Here is a 17,178-nt window from a genome sequence, read left to right on the forward strand (position 1 = left end):
CGGCGCACGGGGGGAGGCGCGGCGGTGATGGGCGGTCTGGGAGGAGCGGGCCCGGTGGCGGGCCCCGGCCCCGGGTCAGGACGGGGCGTGCGTGGCGCCCGTGTCCGCCGGCGCCGGGGCGTGGCCGGTCAGCGGGCGGATGATCAGCGACGGCACGACGCCCACCAGCGTGATCACCGCGAGGACCGTCGCCGCCGGGCCGTAGCCGTCGACGAAGCGGCCGGGGGTGGTGAAGTCGCCGTAGCTGGAGAACACGGCCACCGCGACCGCGACGCCGAAGACGGCGCCGACCTGGCGGATCGTGATGCTCACGCCGGAGGCGATGGCGAACCGCGCGGGCTCGACCGAGCGCATCACCGCGGAGACCATGGTCACGTACGTCATCGGGACGCCGATCCCGGCCACCAGCAGCGGGACCACGAGGGCGCCGTAGGTGGAGCCCGACATCGTCAGCGGACCGATGACCAGGAACGGCGCGGCGAACAGCACGAAGCCGGTGGCGACCAGGGCGCGCTCGCCGATCCGGTCGGTGAGCCGGCCCACGACCGGCGCGATCGCAGGCGTGAGCGACACCCACGGCAGGAGCCGGAAGCCGACGCCGAGGGCGTCGTTGCCGAGGGCGAACTGGAGGTACTGCGAGAACAGGAACGCCTGCCCGTAGAGGCTGACGCCCATGACGAAGCTCGCGCCGCAGCCGCCGGTGAAGCTCAGGTTCCGGAAGATCGACAGTGGCATCATCGGCGCCGGGTTGCGGTTCTCCCAGAACAGGAAGGCGGCCAGGAACACCAGGCCGCCGATGATGGCGTACAGCACCGACGGCGTGGTCCACCCGGCGTCGCCGCCGCGCAGCAGCGCCTGGGCGAGCGCGACCACGCCGATCGTCGACAGGACGAGCCCGACCGGGTCGACCGGGGGCCGCTCGCCCTTGGACTCGGAGATCTGCCACCGGGTCATCGCGAACAGCGCGACGCCGATGGGCACGTTGAGCCAGAAGATCCACTCCCATGCCAGGAAGTGCACGATCACGCCGCCGACCAGCGGGCCGAGCGCGACCGCCATCCCGGTGACCGCGCCCCAGACGCCGAACGCGGCGCCGCGCCGCTCCGGCGGTGTCACGGCACTGATCAGCGCGATCGACAGCGCGGTCGCCACGCCGCCGCCCAGGCCCTGGAACGCCCGCGCGAGGATCAGCATCTCGATCGTGGAGCTGAGCGCGCCCCACAGCGAGCCCAGCGTGAACACCGCCACGCCCGCGAGGAACAGCATGCGGCGGCCGTACCGGTCGCCCAGGGAGGAGCCGGTGAGGATGAGCGCCGCGAAGCCGATCTCGTAGGCGTTGATCGTCCAGCCGAGCTCGGCGGCGTCGGCGCCGAGTTCGGTGCGCATCGTGGGCAGGGCGGTCATCAGGACGAGGACGTCGAGGCCGACCATGAACGACATGAACGACACGATCACGACCGTCCAGCGCTGCCGGTCCGGCGCGTAGGACCCTTGATCGGCGGAAACCATGGACGCTGCTCCGTCGGGCTCACTGGCTGTGACTGTGACCAGAAAAACGTTAGCGATTGCTTTCGAAAGCGTCAACCGACGCTCACGATCGGGAGCGGCCCGAAGCCGCCCGCTGCGGCCTGGCGCGGCTCGGCGCGTGCCGGCGCGGGCCCGGCGCGCCGAAGCGGGCCGGCCCGCACGGTGATCCGCGCGGACCGGCCCACCCCCAACGCATTCGTCGTCGACGGCGGCGTCCCGGTTAGGCGACGACCGCGGCCAGGGCCTCCGGCACGACGACGCTGGTGATCGGGACGTGGTGGAGCAGCGCGCCGATCTCGATGTCGGCGGCGATCAGCTCGCCGACCGGCCTGCCCGCCTCGTCGTACAGCGGGTACCTGCGCGAGGTGCGCGAGACGTCACCGACCGGCGGGACCATCGCGATGCGCGACTCCAGCCGCACGACCTCGTCCCCGGTGTCGATGGTCGTCCCGAGGTCCTCGATCTCGAACCGCGGGTAGAGCGAGGTGACGCAGTCCTTGATCGGCATGACGTGCCCGCCGCCCGGCGCGGGGCTCGGCTTCACCCGGGCGCCCTCGGCCTTGTGCGGCGAGTTGGACACCTTCACCTGGCCGAACACATCGCTGTGCCCGGTCACCTGAAGGGACAGGAACTGCGCGGTGACGATGGCGCCCGCCCAGTCGAGCTCGCGGCCCTCGGCCGCCTTCGGGTCGTGGCGCCGGTAGATGCCGAGGCCGTACAGGTCCACGACGTCCTCGCCGAGACCGTCGACGCTGACGTGGATCCGCTCGCGGACCGTGAAGCTCTCCAGCGCGGCCGGGGTCAGGGTGTAGGGACGGATCGGGTACAGGTTCCCGGCGCCGCCCCAGGCGGACTCGTGCCCCTTGACGACGTCGGCGGACGACAGCGTCGCGCCGTCGATGCCGGGCGCGAGACCGCGGTCCATCAGCTGTTGCAGGATGTTCTGCGTGTCCATGGCCACTCCTTTCCAAAGTTCGTTTCGGATTTCCGGGGGGATGACGTCATGACCGTTCGGCCAGCGACGTCATGAGCTCGTACAGCGCGTCGACGACGTGCGCGAAGTCAACGATCCGCTCCGGGATCCCGGTGGCCTCGACGGTCCCGTCGCCCAGCTCGACGGCGAGGACCTCGATCAGCCGGTCGAAGTTGTTGTGCGCGATGCTCACCGGGAAGTGCAGGAGGGGAAGCTCGTGGGCGGGGTCGGCCTGCGGCGGTCCGCTCTCCAGGCGGCCCTCGGAGCCCGCCACGCTCCGCCAGGCCCGCTCCACGCTGAGGTCGTACGGGTGGAAGACGTCGTAGTAGTAGGGCCGCCAGACCCGCCGCAGCTCGTTCGCGGAGATCTTCTTCTTCAGGAAGTCCCTGGCCGAGGGAAGGACCGTGGCGCGGAACTCGCTGACGAGACGGTCGATGTCGGGCGGGGCCGTCGCGTCCAGGGCTGTCATGTGCTCCTCCTGACCACTCACCGGTTCGCTGTCCCCTTCAGTACGACACTTTAAATTCATATAGTCAAGAGCCGACCGAAGGTCATCTCGACCGGGCCGGGGACGCACGCCTTCCGAGCACGTCGGAGCAGCCCCGCCACCTGCGGCGCAGCGAAGCGGGGATCTCAGAAAACTTTAGAAAGAAGTACCTAGCGCGGTTCGTCGTCGGCGGCCTGCCGCCGGGGGCGCGGGTCGGTCTCGAACATCGCGGCGAACCTGCGCAGCGCGGCGAGCCAGCCGCCCGCGTGGCCGGTGTAGCGGTCGAGCAGCGCGGTGCTCAGGTACTCCCAGCCGCGGTGGACCATGACGACGCGGGTGAGCGCCGGGCCGAGCCGCTGGAACTGGAGGTGCACCTCGGTGATCTCGGCGCCGGGGGCGACCTCCCAGGTGAAGGCGAAGGAGCTGGGCGGGTTCCAGATGGTGACGTGGCCCCGCTCGCGCTCGGCGCCCGCGCGCCCGGCCTGGTAGACGCGGCCGCCGACCCACTCCTCGACCCGGACGTCCCCCGGCTTGCCGGTCGCCGCCGCGCGGCCCTCGATGGGCCACCAGGCGGACAGCCGCCTGACGAAGGTGTGGAACGTCCGCTCCTGGCTCGCCTCGATCATCAAGGCCTGGCGGATCGGCTCAACAGGCTTCACAGTGAGTGTTCCTACCCCGTGCGGTCAGCCCCAGCGGTGCCCAGTGTGCCAGATCCAACCGCTGCTCCCCCCGCTCCCACGCGCCACGGGTCCGAAGAGGAGGCGGCGGCCGGAACGGGCCAAACGCGGGAGGGCCGGTCAGCCGGCGGCGGCGTCGCCGGCGTCCTGCGAGTCGGCCTCCAGGACGTCGCGGGCCATCTCGAAGCTCTGCCGCCACAGGCCCTCCAGGACGGCGCGCAGCTCGACCAGCGTGTCCTCGCTCGCCCGGTAGAGGCGGCGGGTGCCCTCGCGGCGCTCGGTGATGAGGCCCGCGTCCTTGAGCACCTGGAGATGCTGGGAGACGGCCGACCGGGTGACCTCGAAATGCTCGGCGATCTTGCCCGCGGGCAGCTCGACGGAGGCCACCAGGCTCAGGATGGCCCGCCGTCGCGGTTCCGCCAGAGCGCGGAAGACGACGTCCTCGTCCAGGCCGGATCGTTGGGGTGGCATCGGTCTCAGGCTAGCAGTCGGCTGGTCAGCGCCGCCAAGCGCCGGGGCGGGCGGAGAACCGGGCACGGGACGTGCCCCGGCGCGAGCCCGCGGACCCCTCGGATCGGACGGGCGGCGCCGCAGGATACTCCTCCCTGGCGGGCGTGTCGGCGTCTTCGAGCGTAGGCATGCTTCTCCGTTAGCGTCAACTTGCGAAAGGGATCACTTGCCCCCTTGTCGGGACGCCGCATCGGTGACATCGTCACAATCGCGAGCTGAGACCGTCCGACTGCGACCAGTGACCGCCCGCGAGAACGTGGTATGACCGAGGACGTGGTATGACGCATGCACACACGGCGTCGTTGAGCGCCGTCATCGACGAGACCGTCGCCCCCAACGCGGTGCGGATCGACCGTGAGGGCGCCTTCCCCCGCGAGAGCGTGGACGCGCTCTCCAAGGCCGGGCTCCTCGGCCTGATCAGCGCGGCGGAGGTCGGCGGCCAGGGCGCGGACCTCGCCGCCGCCTCCGATGTGATCGAGCGGCTGGCGGGCGCCTGCGGTTCGACCGCCATGATCGTGCTGATGCACTACGCGGCGACGGCCGTCCTGGAGGCGCACGGGTCCGAGGAGGCGCGCCGCGCGGTCGCCGGCGGCCACCTGACCACGCTCGCCTACTCCGAGGCGGGGTCGCGCAGCCACTTCTGGGCGCCGCTGAGCACCGCCATCGCCGAGGACGGGCAGGTCGTCCTCGACGCGCGCAAGAGCTGGGTCACCTCGGCCGGCGAGGCCGACAGCTACGTGTGGTCGAGCAGGCCGCTGGAGGCCGCCGGGCCGATGACGCTGTGGCACGTGCCGAGCGACTCCGCCGGGCTCGGCACGCGCGGGCCGTTCGACGGGCTCGGGCTGCGCGGCAACGCCTCCAACCCGGTGGACGCCGAGCGCGTGCGCGTCGGCCGGGACGCGATGCTCGGCGCCGACGGCGCCGGGCTCGACATCTCGATGCAGGTCGTCCTGCCGCACTTCCTGATCCTGAACGCCTCGTTCTCGCTCGGGCTGATGGAGGCGCTGGTGGCGCGCGCCGGGGCGCACCTCACCGGCACGCGGCTGGAGCACCTCGACCAGACGATCGCCGAGCAGCCGGAGGCGCGGGCGCGCTACGCGCGGCTGCGCACCCGCGTGGACGAGGTGCGCGCGTTCGTGGACGACACCCTCACCGCGGTCGGGACCGGCCGCGAGGACGCGGGGCTGCGCGTACTCCAGGTGAAGGTGGTGGCCGGGGAGGCCGCCACGGAGGTCGCCGACGGCGTGATGCGGCTGTGCGGCGGCTCGGCGTTCCGCAAGGAGTTCGGTGTCGAGCGGCTCTTCCGGGACTCCCTCGCCGCCCGCGTCATGGCGCCGACCACGGAGGCGCTCACCGATTTCGTCGGCCGCGCCGCCCTGGGCCTGCCGCTGCTGTAGTCACCATTCCACGGAGGCTGTTCATGACCCTGGTGATGGGTGCCGTCGCCTACGACCCGAAGGTCGTCACGATCTGGGGCGGTTTCCGGGCGTGGCTGCGCGCCCGCGACCTGGATTTCGACTTCGTCCTGTACTCGCAGTACGAGCGGCAGGTGGAGGATCTCGTCGCCGGACGGATCGCCGCCGCGTGGAACTCGCCGCTGGCCTGGGTCAGGGCCGAGCGGCTCGCGCGGGCGCGGGAGCGCGCGCTGACGCCGCTGGTGATGCGGGACACCGACCAGGACCTCACCTCCGTCGTCGTCGTGCGCGCCGACTCCCCCTACAAGGAGCCCGCCGACCTGAAGGGGGAGACGGTCGGCGTCGGCGCGGTCGACTCCCCGCAGGCCACGCTGATCCCGGGCGCGTACCTGCGGTCGGCGGGGCTGCGGCCGGGCGAGGACGTCCGGATCCGGCGGTTCGACGTCGGCGTCGGCCTGCACGGCGACCACGTCGGCGGGGAGCGGGACGCGGCACGCGCGCTGATGGACGGCGAGGTCGCCGCGGCCTGCATGATCGACGGCAACCATCTGGCGTTCGGGCAGGAGGGGACGCTGCCGCCCGGCGGCACCCGGATCATCGGGCGCACCCCCGCCTACGACCACTGCAACATGACCGTGGGCGACGCCGGCGAGGACGAGCGGCGCCGCTTCGAGGAACTGCTGCTGTCGATGTCCTACGCCGATCCGGAGGTCAGACCCCTGCTCGACCTGGAGGGGCTGACGGCGTGGCGGCCGGGGCGCACCGAGGGGTACGCCCTGCTGGACGCGGCGGTCGACGAGGCCGGCTTCTACGACGCCGAGGGAGCGGTGACGGCCGCGGAGTACGCCCCGTGACGGCGTCGCCGGTGCTCGACCTCGGCTTCCTCGGTTTCGAGCAGGGCGCCCACCTGCTGGTGCAGCGGGCGCTGCGCGACCTGCCGCCGGGCGCCGAGCTGGGGGTGACCGGCCTGGACGCCGCGCTGCCCGTGCACCTGCGGGCCTGGGCCCGCAAGCAGGGCCACGGCGTCCGGGAGTCGACGGACGGCCTCGGTGTCCGCGCCTGGGTGATCCGGGGCCGCGCCGACCTGGACCGCTGGGCGGGCGCCGTGCGCGCGGGCGGCCCGCGTCCCGACGGGATCCTCGCCCGCGCCGACCCGAGCTGGGGCCTGGCGGCGCGCGGCGCGCTGGTCGAGCCCGGCGGGCCGGCCCCGCGCTTCGACCTGGTCGACCGCGACCTGGTGTGGGCCGACATCGCGCCGAGCCTGTACGCGAGCGCGGTCGCGGCGCAGTGGAAGCCGGACGAGGCGATCGCCTGGGACGTCGGTTTCGCGCTGCCCGAGGAGATCGAGCGGGCGGTCGTCCAGGTCATGACGTACCTGGTGGAGAACGAGCAGGCGGCGCTGGTCATCCCGGCGCGGCTGCTCGCCCGGATCCACCCGCACTTCCGCGAGGTGCAGCAGTTGCTGGCGGTGCAGGCCGCCGACGAGGCGCGGCACGTGGAGGTGTTCACGCGGCGGGCGCTGCTGCGCGGCGGCGAACTCGGCACGTCCTCGGTAAGCGGGCGCGAGTCGCTGGCCACGCTGCTGACCGAGCCCGACTTCTCGCTCGCCTCGTTCCTGCTGTCGGTGCTCGGCGAGGGCAGCTTCCTCAACCTGCTCAGCTTCCTGGACCGGCACGCCCCCGACCCGGTGACCCGGCAGGTCACCCGGATGGCGCGGCAGGACGAGGCGCGGCACGTCGCGTTCGGCGTCGCGCACCTCCAGCACCAGGCCGCCGTGGACCCCGCGCTGCGCGGCCGGCTGCGGGGCGCGGTCGAGCGCCGCCACGACGCCCTGGCCGACACCGCCGGGCTCAACCAGGACGTGTTCGACGCGCTGGTCGTCCTCGCGGCCGGGGAGTGGACGCCCGAGGCGATCCGGCGCGGCCACGAGGCGGTGCGGCTGCTCCAGCAGGAGATGCACGAGGGGCGGCAGCACCGGCTGATCCGCCTAGGCTTCCCCGCCGACGAGGCGGCCGAGCTGTCCTCGCTGCACACCCGCAACTTCATGTGAGGCGGCGGGGACGGCGCTTGACCGGCGCCCGCCGCCATGTCACGGTGAGCCCGTATCACTATATATTTTATTAGTGAGGTGGCCTCATCATGACGACCATGCGGCAGACCGCCGCCACGGAGTTCGCCGGCCGTCCGGGCACGGCGCGGGAGTGGCTCGACCGGGCGCGGCGGGTGGCGCGGCTCCTCGCCGCCGACGCGGCGGAGCGGGACCGCCACCCGCGTCCCCCGCACGCCGAGGTCCGGTTGCTGAAGGACGCGGGGCTCGTGACGCTGCTCGGCCCGAAGGCCCACGGCGGCGGCGGTGAGCGCTGGACCACCGCGTTGCGCGTGTGCCGCGAGGTGTCCAGGGCGGACGGCTCCATCGGCCAGTTGCTCGGCTACCACTACCTGTGGGCGTGGGCGGTCCGCTTCTTCGGGACGGAGGCGCAGATCGCCGAGCAGGAGGCGGCCTACACGCGGGGCGGCCTCTTCTACGGCGGCGCGATCAACCCGAGGGACGCGCACGTCGTCGCGGTCGACGAGGGCGACGCGCTGCGCCTGGACGGCCGCAAGTCCTTCGCGTCCGGCGGCGCCGTCTCCGACCTGACCTGCCTGCTGGCCGGCCTCGCCGACGGCCGCCCGGTGTTCGCGGCGGTCGCCTCCGACTCCCCCGGGCTGCGCTACAACCACGACTGGGACAACATGGGCCAGCGGCTGACCGAGTCGGGCAGCCTCTCGCTGTCGGGCGTCCGGGTGCCCTGGGACGCGGCGCTCGGCTACACGGGCAAGAGCGCCAGGCCGCTGCCCTACGGGAGCCTCTCGCTGCTCACCCTCCAGCTGATCATGACGAACCTGTACCAGGGGATCGCCGAGGGCGCGATGGAGGCCGCGGCCGAATACACGCGCACCACGACCCGTCCCTGGCCCTACGGCGGCGACGTCAAGGAATCGGCGACCGAAGAATGGTACATATTGGAGGCGTACGGGGATTTCCGCTCCAAACTCTGGGCGACGGAAGCGCTGATCGACCGGGTCGGCGAGGAGCTTTCGGAACTGCTCCACGCCCCCCGGGGAGCGGTCACGCCGCAACAGCGCGGTGAGGCGGCCGTCCGCATCGCGGCGGCGAAGCAGCGGATCATCAAGGAGGGCCTGGAGGTCTGCACGCGGATCTTCGACGTGATGGGGGCGCGCTCCACCGCGTCCAGGCACGGCTTCGACCGCTTCTGGCGGAACCTGCGCACGCACAGCCTGCACGATCCGGTGGCCTACAAGCAGCGCGAGGTCGGCCGGTACGCGCTGCTCGGCGAACCGCCCGAACCGACCTTCTACTCGTGAGCGGGCAGGTCGAGGGCGCGTAACATGCGGGCGAGGGCCCGCTTCTCGGCCTCGGGGTCGACGAGCGGGCGCAGCGCCTCGCACCGCGCCTTCAGCGCCCGGTAGAGGCCGCCGTGATCCTCCTCGGCGGCGTAGAGCAGGGTCGCGAGCGCGTCGGTGTCGCCGGGCGGGAAGTAGCCGGGGTAACCGGCGCCCAGCAGGCCCGTCGAACCGGAGATGGCGGAGGAGACGACCGGCACCCCGGCGGCCAGCGCCTCCGAGACCACGTTCGCGCCGCCCTCGTGCAGGGAGGTGAGCAGCAGCAGCCGGCTCCCGGCCAGGACGCGGAGCGCCTCGTCGCGCGGCACCGGGCCCCGCCACTCGTAGCGCGGGTTGTCGCGTGTCTCGGCGGCGGCCCGCGCGGCGAGGTCCGGATCGCGCCCCTCCCCGAGGTGGACGACGCGGATCCGGGACGCGGCGGGCAGCAGCCGCACCGCCGCCGCCGGGCGCAGCGGGTCCTTCACCGGGCGGATGTGGGCGAGGAAGGCGACCTCGAAGCGGTCCGCGCGCGGCGGGCGCGGCGCGATCTCCGGGACGGACTGCACGATCACGTCGGTGCGTCCGGCGAGCGCGGGGCCGAGCTGCGCCGTCCCCTCCCGCTGGAGCACGACCAGGCGGGAGGCGATCGCGAGCACCTCCGGGTCGACCTGCGCGGACACCAGGTCGGGGTACAGATCGGTGCCGGTCATCGCGATCACGACGGGCGCCTTGGGATGGTCGGTGTGGAAGGCGCGGACCGCGTCCGCGCTCTTGCGGGCGTGCAGCGCGATGAGCGCGTCGCGGGGGGCGCCGCCGCGCCGGTAGCCGTTGCGGACCTCGACCTCGTGGCCGAGCTCCCGGAGCAGCCCGGCCCAGCGGCGCGCGGTCACGCCGTTGCCGTGGGCGCCGTCCACCGGCGCGGGGGTGACGATCAGGATCACGTCATCACCGCGCGGGGGCGCACGTGCGGAAGCCCGCCAGGACGTCCCGCCGGTCGGGGGTGAAGTAGTTGCGCAGCGCCGACCGGACGTAGCGGCCGCGCGTGGCCCACGCCCCGCCGCGCAGCACCTTGCGGCCGCCGAAGAACTGCTCTGAGTTCTCGGCGTAGGCGTCGCGCTCGAAGTTCGGGTAGGCGGTGAAGTCGCTCGCCGTCCACTCCCAGACGTTGCCGACGAGCTGCCGGCAGCCGGCGAGCCCCTCCCCCGCCGCGCAGGCCCCGACGTCCACCGGGCCGGTCGAGCGCCAGTCGGTCGCGGCGGTCGCCGCGCCGGGCGGGTCGTCGCCCCACGGGTAGGCGGGCCGCGCGCGGGCGCCGCCGGTCGCCGCGAACTCCCACTCGGCCTCGGACGGCAGGCGCCGCCCGGCCCACCGGCAGTACGCCTCGGCCTCCCACCAGGACACATGGCACACCGGCAGGTGCGGCTCCAGGTCGACCCAGGTGTCGAAGCTCCGCCGCTGCCGGCCGCCGGGGCCGCCCCGCCAGTAGGCCGGCTGCGTCGCGCCGGTCGCGGCGAGCCAGGCGCCGCCGTCCGGCCAGAGCCGGGGGTCGGTGTAGCCGCCGTCGTCGGCGAACGCGGCGAACTCCGCCTGCGTGACCGGCGCCCGCGCCATCGCGAAGGGCGCGACCACGACCTCGTGCGCCCATTTCTCGTTGTCGTAGACGAACGGGTCGGACATGCGCGCGCCGAGCGGGAACGTGCCCCCGGCGAACCCGGCGTCGCCGGGAAGCGCGCCCGCGTCCCGTCCTTCGGGCGGGCCGGCATCGGTCAGGCCGGGCAATACGGGCGGCGGATATCCGAGGTTCTGGCGCGTGTAGGTAAGGGCCTCGGTGTGCGTGTCGTAATGGTGCACGGTGTACCTGGCGAAATGGTGGACGACGTCGACCGCGTCCGCGCGCTCCACCTGCTCGGCGACGCGTTCGGCGACCGTCCGCACGTAGGCGGCGGTCTCCTCGCGCGCCGGCAGCCGCAGCAGCCAGCGGGTGTCGTGCGGGACGGCGCCCGAGTCGTAGAGGGCGTCGGCGCCGGCGATCGCGGGCTCCAGGCCGCACACGTCCCGCAGGACGAACTTCTCCTGGAACCAAGCGAGATGCCCGATCTCCCACAGCAGCGGGTTGACGGTCGGCAGCAGCGGGCCGATCATCTGCTCGTCGTCCAGGTCCGCGACGAGGTCCAGCGCGCGCCCGGCCGCCTCGACGACCCACCCGGCCAGTTCCCCCGCCGCCGGAGCATTCGGACGCACGGCGCCCCCTTACTAATTGTCACGGCCATTTCCTCAGGTCGTTCGCAGGGTATTCTCATCGGTGAATCCCGGCCAGGCCCAAGATGCAGGTGACGGCGAAACTTTCGTGATCACCCGGGCAATTCCCGTTGACGCGGCGCGGTGGTGTGATTACGCTCGCCCCCATGGAGGCCAGACGCCGATTGAGCCAGTTCAGCCACGGCGCCGGTTGAGCCTGCAAGCTCGCGCCCAGCGAGCTGGCGCAGGTCCTGCGCTCGTTGACGCCCACCGGTCATCCCGACCTGCTCGTCGGCACGGAGACCGGCGACGACGCCGCCGTGTGGCGGATCGACGACGGCCGCGCGCTGGTCGCGACCGCCGACTTCATCACGCCGCTGGTGGACGACCCGCGCACCTGGGGGCGGATCGCCGCCGCGAACTCGGTCTCCGACGTGTACGCCATGGGCGGCCGTCCGCTGTTCGCGCTGAACCTGGTGGAGTGGAACAGCGGTGAGCTGACCGCCGAGGAGTTGGCGGAGGTGCTGGACGGCGCCGCCGAGGTGGCCGCCGAGTGCGGCTACGTCACGATCGGCGGGCACACGATCGACGACGACGTGCCGAAGTTCGGACTCGCGGTGATCGGCGAGGTCTCCCCCGACCGGATCCTGACGAACGCGGGCCTGCGTCCGGGCGACGTCCTCGTGCTCACCAAGCCGCTCGGGACGGGTGTCGTCGCCACCGCGATCAAGCACGGGATCGCCGAGCCCGAGGTGGCGGCCGCCGCGATCCACGCCATGACCACGATCAACGCGCGGGCCGCCGCGGCGGCGGTCGCCGCGGGCGCCACCGGCTGCACCGACGTCACCGGGTTCGGGCTGCTCGGGCATCTCGGCCGGATGGCCGAGGCGTCCGGCGTCGACGCGCGGCTGGACGCGGCGGCGGTGCCGCTGCTGCCGGGCGTCCGCGACCTGGTCGAACGCGAGATCGTCCCCGGCGGGACGCGCCGCAACCTCGACTGGGTGGGCGACCGCGCCGACCTCACCGCCGTCGACGCGGGCACCGCGCTGCTGCTGGCCGACGCCCAGACCTCCGGCGGGCTGCTGTTCGGCGTCGAGCCGGGACGGGTGGACGCGGCGCTCGCGAGCCTGGCGGGCGACGGCGTTCCGGCGGCGGCGATCGGCACGGTCGGCGCGGGCACCGGCCGCCTCATCGTCCGCTGACGGCCCGCGCGTCACACGACCCACCTGCCGATACCCCATCGCGATACACTTCTCAAGTGTTCAATCGTCATGGGAGCGTGCGAAGGTGAAGCATCAGCGTCGCAACTACGGGCAGTACTGCGGCCTGGCCGCCGCCCTCGACATCCTCGGTGAGCGCTGGACGCTGCTGATCGTCCGCGAGCTGCTCACCGGCCCGTGCCGCTACAACGAACTGCTGGCCAACCTCCCGGGGATCGGCACGAACCTGCTCGCCGACCGGCTGAAGCTGCTCACCGAGGAGGGCATCGTCCGGCAGCGCCCGCAGGCGGGCACCAAGACCCGCATGTACGAGCTGACCGAGCAGGGCGAGGCCCTGCGGGAGGCCGTGCTCTCCCTCGCGCGCTGGGGCCTCGGGACGCTCGGGGCGCCCGACGCCGAGGAGATCGTCCGCCCCCGCTGGGGGGTGCTCGCGGTCGAGGCGATGATCGACCCGAGGGAGGCGGGGCCGGACGAGCAGTACGAGTTCCGGCTCGACGACGAGGTCTTCCACGTCGCCGTCGCCGGCGGGCGGGTGCGGGTCGCCCACGGCCCGGCGCCGGACGGGCCGGCGCTCGTCGTCCACACCGACGCGGTCACCTTCGTCGAGATCGGGGCCGGGCGGCTCAACCCGCTGGAGGCGACGCTCACCCGCCGGGTCGTCATGGAGGGCGACGACGAGGCCGTGCTGCGCTGCTCGCGGCTCCTCGGCCTGATGGGCTGACCCCGGGACCGTCACCCCTAAAACTATATTTTTCTAAAGTCAACCGTGGACGACAAGACTTAAGAAATTTATAGTAACTCCGAACCGCAGCCACCGTGGCGCCATGCCACCTGCAGGTTCGGCGAGGGGGTGACCCCGTGTCACCGACAGGAAGAGCGGGACCGGCCGCCCGCCCCCGGCGGCCCCACCGGACCGGGACGGCCGCGCTGGCCGTGACCACCACGCTGGGCCTCGCGCTCGGGCTCGCCGAGGCGCCCGCCCGCGCGGCCGGGCCCGGCGACAGGCCGCGGGGCGGGCGCGAGAACGTCGTGCTCCGCTGGAGCCAGGCCCAGCTTGAGGCCACCACGAGGACCCACCTCGGCCCGCCGATGGTGGCGCGTGCCCTCGCGGTCACGCACACCTGCATGTACGACGCGTGGGCCGCCTACGACCGGCGGGCCGCCGGAACCCGCTTCGGCACCCGGCTGCGCCGGCCCCGCGCGGAGCGCACCGCCCGCAACAAGGACCAGGCGATCAGCTACGCCGCCTACACCGCGGCCGTCGACCTGTGGCCGACCGAGCGGCCGAGGTTCGACGCGCTGATGGCCGCCCTCGGCTACCCGGTCTCGCCCGCGGGAAGGGCGGGCGAGATCGGCGTCCGCGCGTGCGAGGCGGTGCTGCGCAGCCGGCACGACGACGGCGCCAACCAACTCGGCGACCTCCAACCGGGCGCCTATTCGGACTACACCGGATACCGGCCCGTCAACGACCCGCTGATGGTCGGTCGGCCGATGGACAAAAGGACCCTCAGGGACCCGGGGCGGTGGCAGGCATTGGCGCTCATGGACGACGCCGGCGTACCGAGGACGCAGGAGTACATGGGCCCGCACATGGGCTACGTACAACCGTTCGCATTGCGTTCGTGGGACCAATTCAAGATACCCGCCCCGGCCCGATACGGCAGCCGCGCCTACACCCGCCAAGCGCGCGACATCATGCGGACCACGGCCCATCTCACCGACCGGCAGAAAGTGATCAGCGAATACTGGGCGGACGAGGGCCCCGGCTTCGTCTCGCCGCCGGGAACGTGGGCGAACATCGCGCGGTTCGTCTCCCTGCGCGACCGGAACGGCGTCGACGACGACGTGAAGATGTTCTTCGCGATGACCAACGCCGTCTTTGATTCGAGCATCGCCGTCTGGGGCTACAAGAGACATCATGACTCCGTCCGGCCGATCAGCGCGATCCGCTACCTCTACGGCGGGAAGCGGATCCCGTCCTGGCCGGAGCACGGCCGGCGGCACCAGAAGGTGATCGACGGCGGAACGTGGTGGCCCTACCAACCCCCCTTCTTCGTCACCCCGGCGTTCGCCGAGTATCCGTCCGGCCATTCCGCTTTCGGCGCGGCAGGAGGCCAGGTGTTGAAGATGTTCACCGGAAGCGACAGGTACGGGGACTCCGTCACCGTCCGGGCGGGGTCGTCGCGGGTGGAACCGGGGCGCTCACCGCGGCGGAACGTGACGCTGCGCTGGCCGACATTCTCCTCGGCGATCGAGGAGAACGGTGTTTCGCGAGAATACGGAGGTATTCATTTCAAGGACGCGGTCGAATACGGCACCAGCATGGGGCGGAAGATCGGCGTGCAGGCGTACAACGAGGCACGCCTCCTTTTCGCCGGTTTCGCCAGGCCGGCCGCCGATGAGACCGGGTCCTGACCGCCTGTTTGAGAAGAACCAAGGGAACGGAGGCGTGATGATCTACAGAAGTCGCATTTTCAGCATCGGGCTCTCCGCCGTGTGCGTGTCGGCGATGGCGGGTTACACCGCCGTGGTGCCGCCCGCCTCGGCGGCGCCCGGCGGGGAGGCCGAGCGGCGCCCCGGGACGGGTTTCACCGAGATCGCCGTCCGGGGCAGCGGGCTCGCGGACTACCGCCGCGGGCCGTCGCCCGAGCACGCGATCCGGTTGGCGAACAAGAAGAAGTCCCAGATCACGTTCGGGGACTACGCGAACGAACCGGTGCACGACCACGGCATCGCGGGCGTCGTGACCTTCGACGCCGACGGTGACGGCGACCTCGACCTTTATGTGACCAACGGCCCGGGCCGTCCTAACAGCCTTTATCGCAACACGTTGGGCAGGCGCGGACGGGTCTCGTTCACCGATGTGGGGCGCTCCTCGGGCGCGGCGCTGACCAACGTGGACTCCAACGGGGCGTGCGCGGGCGACATCGACAACGACGGGCGCACCGACCTCTACGTCCTCGGGAGGAACGCCAACAACCATTTGCTGAGGAACCGGGGCAACGGCACTTTCCAGGACATCACCACCTCCAGCCGGGCGGGGGCCGGGACGTCCAGCCATGCGAGCTGCACGATGGGCGACTTCGACGGCGACGGGCTGCTCGACATCGCGATCGCCAACAGCTTCGACATGAAGAAGGCGGCGGCGATCTTCGCCGTCCCGTACGCGCTGAACCAGCAGAACCAGCTGCTGCGCAACGCGGGCGGACGGCGCTTCACCGACGCCGGCGAGAGCTCGGGCTTCGCGAAGATCGTGGTGACGAACCCGCCGCCCAAGGAGACCGGCCCGACCTCTCGTGGGGGGACGACCCCCCACACCCCCCGGAACGGCTCATACGCGGAGATCTCCTGGGCAATAGCGGCCGTCGACTACGACCAGGACGGCGACCTGGACATCATGGACGCCAACGACCAGGCCGCCTACCCGATGAAGAAGTACGGCGGGCTCGACCGGGGCCTGCTGCGCATCCACCGCAACGACGGCCACGGCAGGTTCACCGACGTCACGCACCAGGTCGGCACCGACCAGCCGGGCGCGTGGATGGGGCTCGCCTACGGCGACTTCAACTTCGACGGGAACCTGGACGTCTTCGACAGCAGCGGCGGCGACTACATGTTCCTGCCGCTGCCGGAGATGGGGATCAAGCAGGGTGACCTGAGCAGCCGGTGGATCCTGCAGAAGCCCGACCACACCTTCGCCGACCCGCGCGCGTCCGGCCTGCGGAACCCGACGAAGGACGGGGCGGACCCGACGCTCGGCGGGCTGAACGCCACGCCGTGGGGCTGGGGCGCCTCGACGCTCGACTACGACAACGACGGCGCGACCGACATCATCTACCACGGCGCCCTGGACGGGATGTTCTGGGTGACGTCCGACAACCCCGGCGCGCTGCTGCGCAACCAGGGCCCCGGGGCGCTGCGCAAGGGCTTCTACCCGTCCTTCCGGTACGACGACGCGGTCGCCCGCGCCACCGACCACCGGCGGCGGACGGTCACCGGCGTCTCCGTCGGCGACCTCAACCAGGACGGGTTCGACGACATCGTGAGCGTGGCCCAGTCACGCAAGGCCGGCAAGCTCACGCCGTACTCCGACGACGGCCCGTTCGACTTCGGCTCGCCGTTCGACGACGCGAACTACCTGCGGACCTACCGGCGCACCGGCGGCGGGCCCTCGGTCCCGTCGATCACGCTGCAGCCGACCCCGACGAGGACGGTGGACGGCGACCTGTCGGTGCAGCTCAACGACGGCAACCGGAACCGGTCGGCGTCGGTCCGCACGTTCGGCAGCGTCGGGCTGACCCGTGGAGCGCGCGTCAACCGGGACGGCGTCGGCGCCGTCGTGAAGTTCACGCCGCGGCGCGGCCCGGCGGCGGTCCGGCCGGTGATCGCCGGGTCGAGCTTCGCCTCGCAGGACGCGCTGGAGGGCACGTTCGGCATGGGCCGGCAGCGCTCCGGGACCGTCGAGGTGCTGTGGCCGGGCGGGGTACGGAACAGGCTCTACGGTGTCCGGGCGGGCGAGCGGATCGCCTTCCCCGAGATCCCGTGCAGCTATACCGACCGCTCGGTGTCGTTCCGCCGCTACACCCGTTGCGTCCGCGGGGCGCTGGGTGACCTGGTCCAGGCGCGTCGCCTGTCGCGCGGGCAGGCCGCGCGGTTCTACAGCAGCGCGGTGAGGGCCTACAACGAGAAGCGGTAGTACCGCTGGAAACACATCGGCCGCAGCACTCGCGTGCTGCGGCCGATGTCT

General features: G+C 72.4%; 15 protein-coding genes. 8 read left to right on the plus strand and 7 right to left on the minus strand.

Translation table 11 applies throughout. The features are described from left to right. Positions 1–75: 75 nt before the first annotated feature. The 5 genes from KLI87_RS32030 to KLI87_RS32050 form a co-directional block, all read right to left on the minus strand. Positions 76–1,509 (minus strand): DHA2 family efflux MFS transporter permease subunit, encoded by a 1,434-nt coding sequence (locus tag KLI87_RS32030; RefSeq protein WP_214620018.1) that lies wholly within the window; start codon positions 1,507–1,509, stop codon positions 76–78. 238 nt (positions 1,510–1,747) lie between these two features. Further along, positions 1,748–2,482, minus strand: coding sequence for a DUF6073 family protein (locus KLI87_RS32035; protein ID WP_156222625.1), 735 nt, complete (start codon positions 2,480–2,482; stop codon positions 1,748–1,750). Between the two features lie 46 nt (positions 2,483–2,528). Beyond that, positions 2,529–2,969 carry a hypothetical protein gene (locus KLI87_RS32040; protein WP_156222623.1) on the minus strand — a complete coding sequence of 147 codons (441 nt, stop codon included), beginning with the start codon at positions 2,967–2,969 and terminating at the stop codon, positions 2,529–2,531. A 188-nt stretch (positions 2,970–3,157) separates the two neighbouring features. Next, positions 3,158–3,646: an SRPBCC domain-containing protein gene (locus KLI87_RS32045; protein WP_214620019.1), complete on the minus strand. Its 489-nt coding sequence runs from the start codon at positions 3,644–3,646 to the stop codon at positions 3,158–3,160. 138 nt (positions 3,647–3,784) lie between these two features. Then, a complete protein-coding gene (locus tag KLI87_RS32050) occupies positions 3,785–4,135 on the minus strand; it encodes a helix-turn-helix transcriptional regulator (protein ID WP_214620020.1) in 351 nt (116 codons plus the stop codon). 317 nt (positions 4,136–4,452) lie between these two features. Between KLI87_RS32050 and KLI87_RS32055 the strand changes: the two genes are divergently transcribed. The 4 genes from KLI87_RS32055 to KLI87_RS32070 all read left to right on the plus strand — a co-directional run bounded on the left by KLI87_RS32055 (position 4,453) and on the right by KLI87_RS32070 (position 8,955). Beyond that, positions 4,453–5,571, plus strand: coding sequence for an acyl-CoA dehydrogenase family protein (locus KLI87_RS32055; protein ID WP_214620021.1), 1,119 nt, complete (start codon positions 4,453–4,455; stop codon positions 5,569–5,571). A gap of 23 nt (positions 5,572–5,594) precedes the next feature. Continuing rightward, complete coding sequence (locus KLI87_RS32060) at positions 5,595–6,443, plus strand: phosphate/phosphite/phosphonate ABC transporter substrate-binding protein (RefSeq protein WP_156222614.1); 849 nt, start codon at positions 5,595–5,597, stop codon at positions 6,441–6,443. Continuing rightward, entirely contained in the window at positions 6,440–7,639 is a 1,200-nt protein-coding gene (locus KLI87_RS32065; RefSeq protein WP_214620022.1) for a hypothetical protein, read from the plus strand. Before KLI87_RS32060 ends, KLI87_RS32065 begins: the two co-directional genes overlap by 4 nt. 89 nt (positions 7,640–7,728) lie before the next feature. Continuing rightward, positions 7,729–8,955, plus strand: a complete 1,227-nt coding sequence (locus tag KLI87_RS32070) for an acyl-CoA dehydrogenase family protein (RefSeq protein WP_214620023.1) — start codon at positions 7,729–7,731, stop codon at positions 8,953–8,955. On the opposite strand, the gene senB is transcribed toward KLI87_RS32070, so the two are convergent. Both senB and senA read right to left on the minus strand, forming a co-directional pair. Beyond that, positions 8,946–9,914, minus strand: a complete 969-nt coding sequence (gene senB / locus KLI87_RS32075; protein ID WP_156222610.1) for a selenoneine biosynthesis selenosugar synthase SenB — start codon at positions 9,912–9,914, stop codon at positions 8,946–8,948. The genes KLI87_RS32070 and senB overlap by 10 nt on opposite strands. 4 nt (positions 9,915–9,918) lie before the next feature. Next, positions 9,919–11,214 carry a selenoneine synthase SenA gene (gene senA / locus KLI87_RS32080; protein ID WP_214620024.1) on the minus strand — a complete coding sequence of 432 codons (1,296 nt, stop codon included), beginning with the start codon at positions 11,212–11,214 and terminating at the stop codon, positions 9,919–9,921. 164 nt (positions 11,215–11,378) lie between these two features. Between senA and selD the strand changes: the two genes are divergently transcribed. The 4 genes from selD (at position 11,379) to KLI87_RS32100 (ending at position 17,127) form a co-directional block, all read left to right on the plus strand. Next, positions 11,379–12,413: a selenide, water dikinase SelD gene (selD, locus tag KLI87_RS32085; RefSeq protein WP_250904434.1), complete on the plus strand. Its 1,035-nt coding sequence runs from the start codon at positions 11,379–11,381 to the stop codon at positions 12,411–12,413. 85 nt (positions 12,414–12,498) lie between these two features. Continuing rightward, positions 12,499–13,152 carry a winged helix-turn-helix transcriptional regulator gene (locus tag KLI87_RS32090; protein WP_214620025.1) on the plus strand — a complete coding sequence of 218 codons (654 nt, stop codon included), beginning with the start codon at positions 12,499–12,501 and terminating at the stop codon, positions 13,150–13,152. Positions 13,153–13,289: 137 nt separating this feature from the next. Further along, positions 13,290–14,846 carry a vanadium-dependent haloperoxidase gene (locus tag KLI87_RS32095; RefSeq protein WP_214620026.1) on the plus strand — a complete coding sequence of 519 codons (1,557 nt, stop codon included), beginning with the start codon at positions 13,290–13,292 and terminating at the stop codon, positions 14,844–14,846. Between the two features lie 37 nt (positions 14,847–14,883). Next, the gene (locus tag KLI87_RS32100; RefSeq protein WP_214620027.1) at positions 14,884–17,127 is read left to right on the plus strand and encodes a CRTAC1 family protein; all 2,244 of its coding nucleotides are present in this window, start codon (positions 14,884–14,886) and stop codon (positions 17,125–17,127) included. Positions 17,128–17,178 lie beyond the last annotated feature (51 nt).

The organism is Actinomadura sp. NEAU-AAG7 (assembly GCF_018603865.1).
Taxonomy (GTDB): domain Bacteria; phylum Actinomycetota; class Actinomycetes; order Streptosporangiales; family Streptosporangiaceae; genus Spirillospora; species Spirillospora litoris.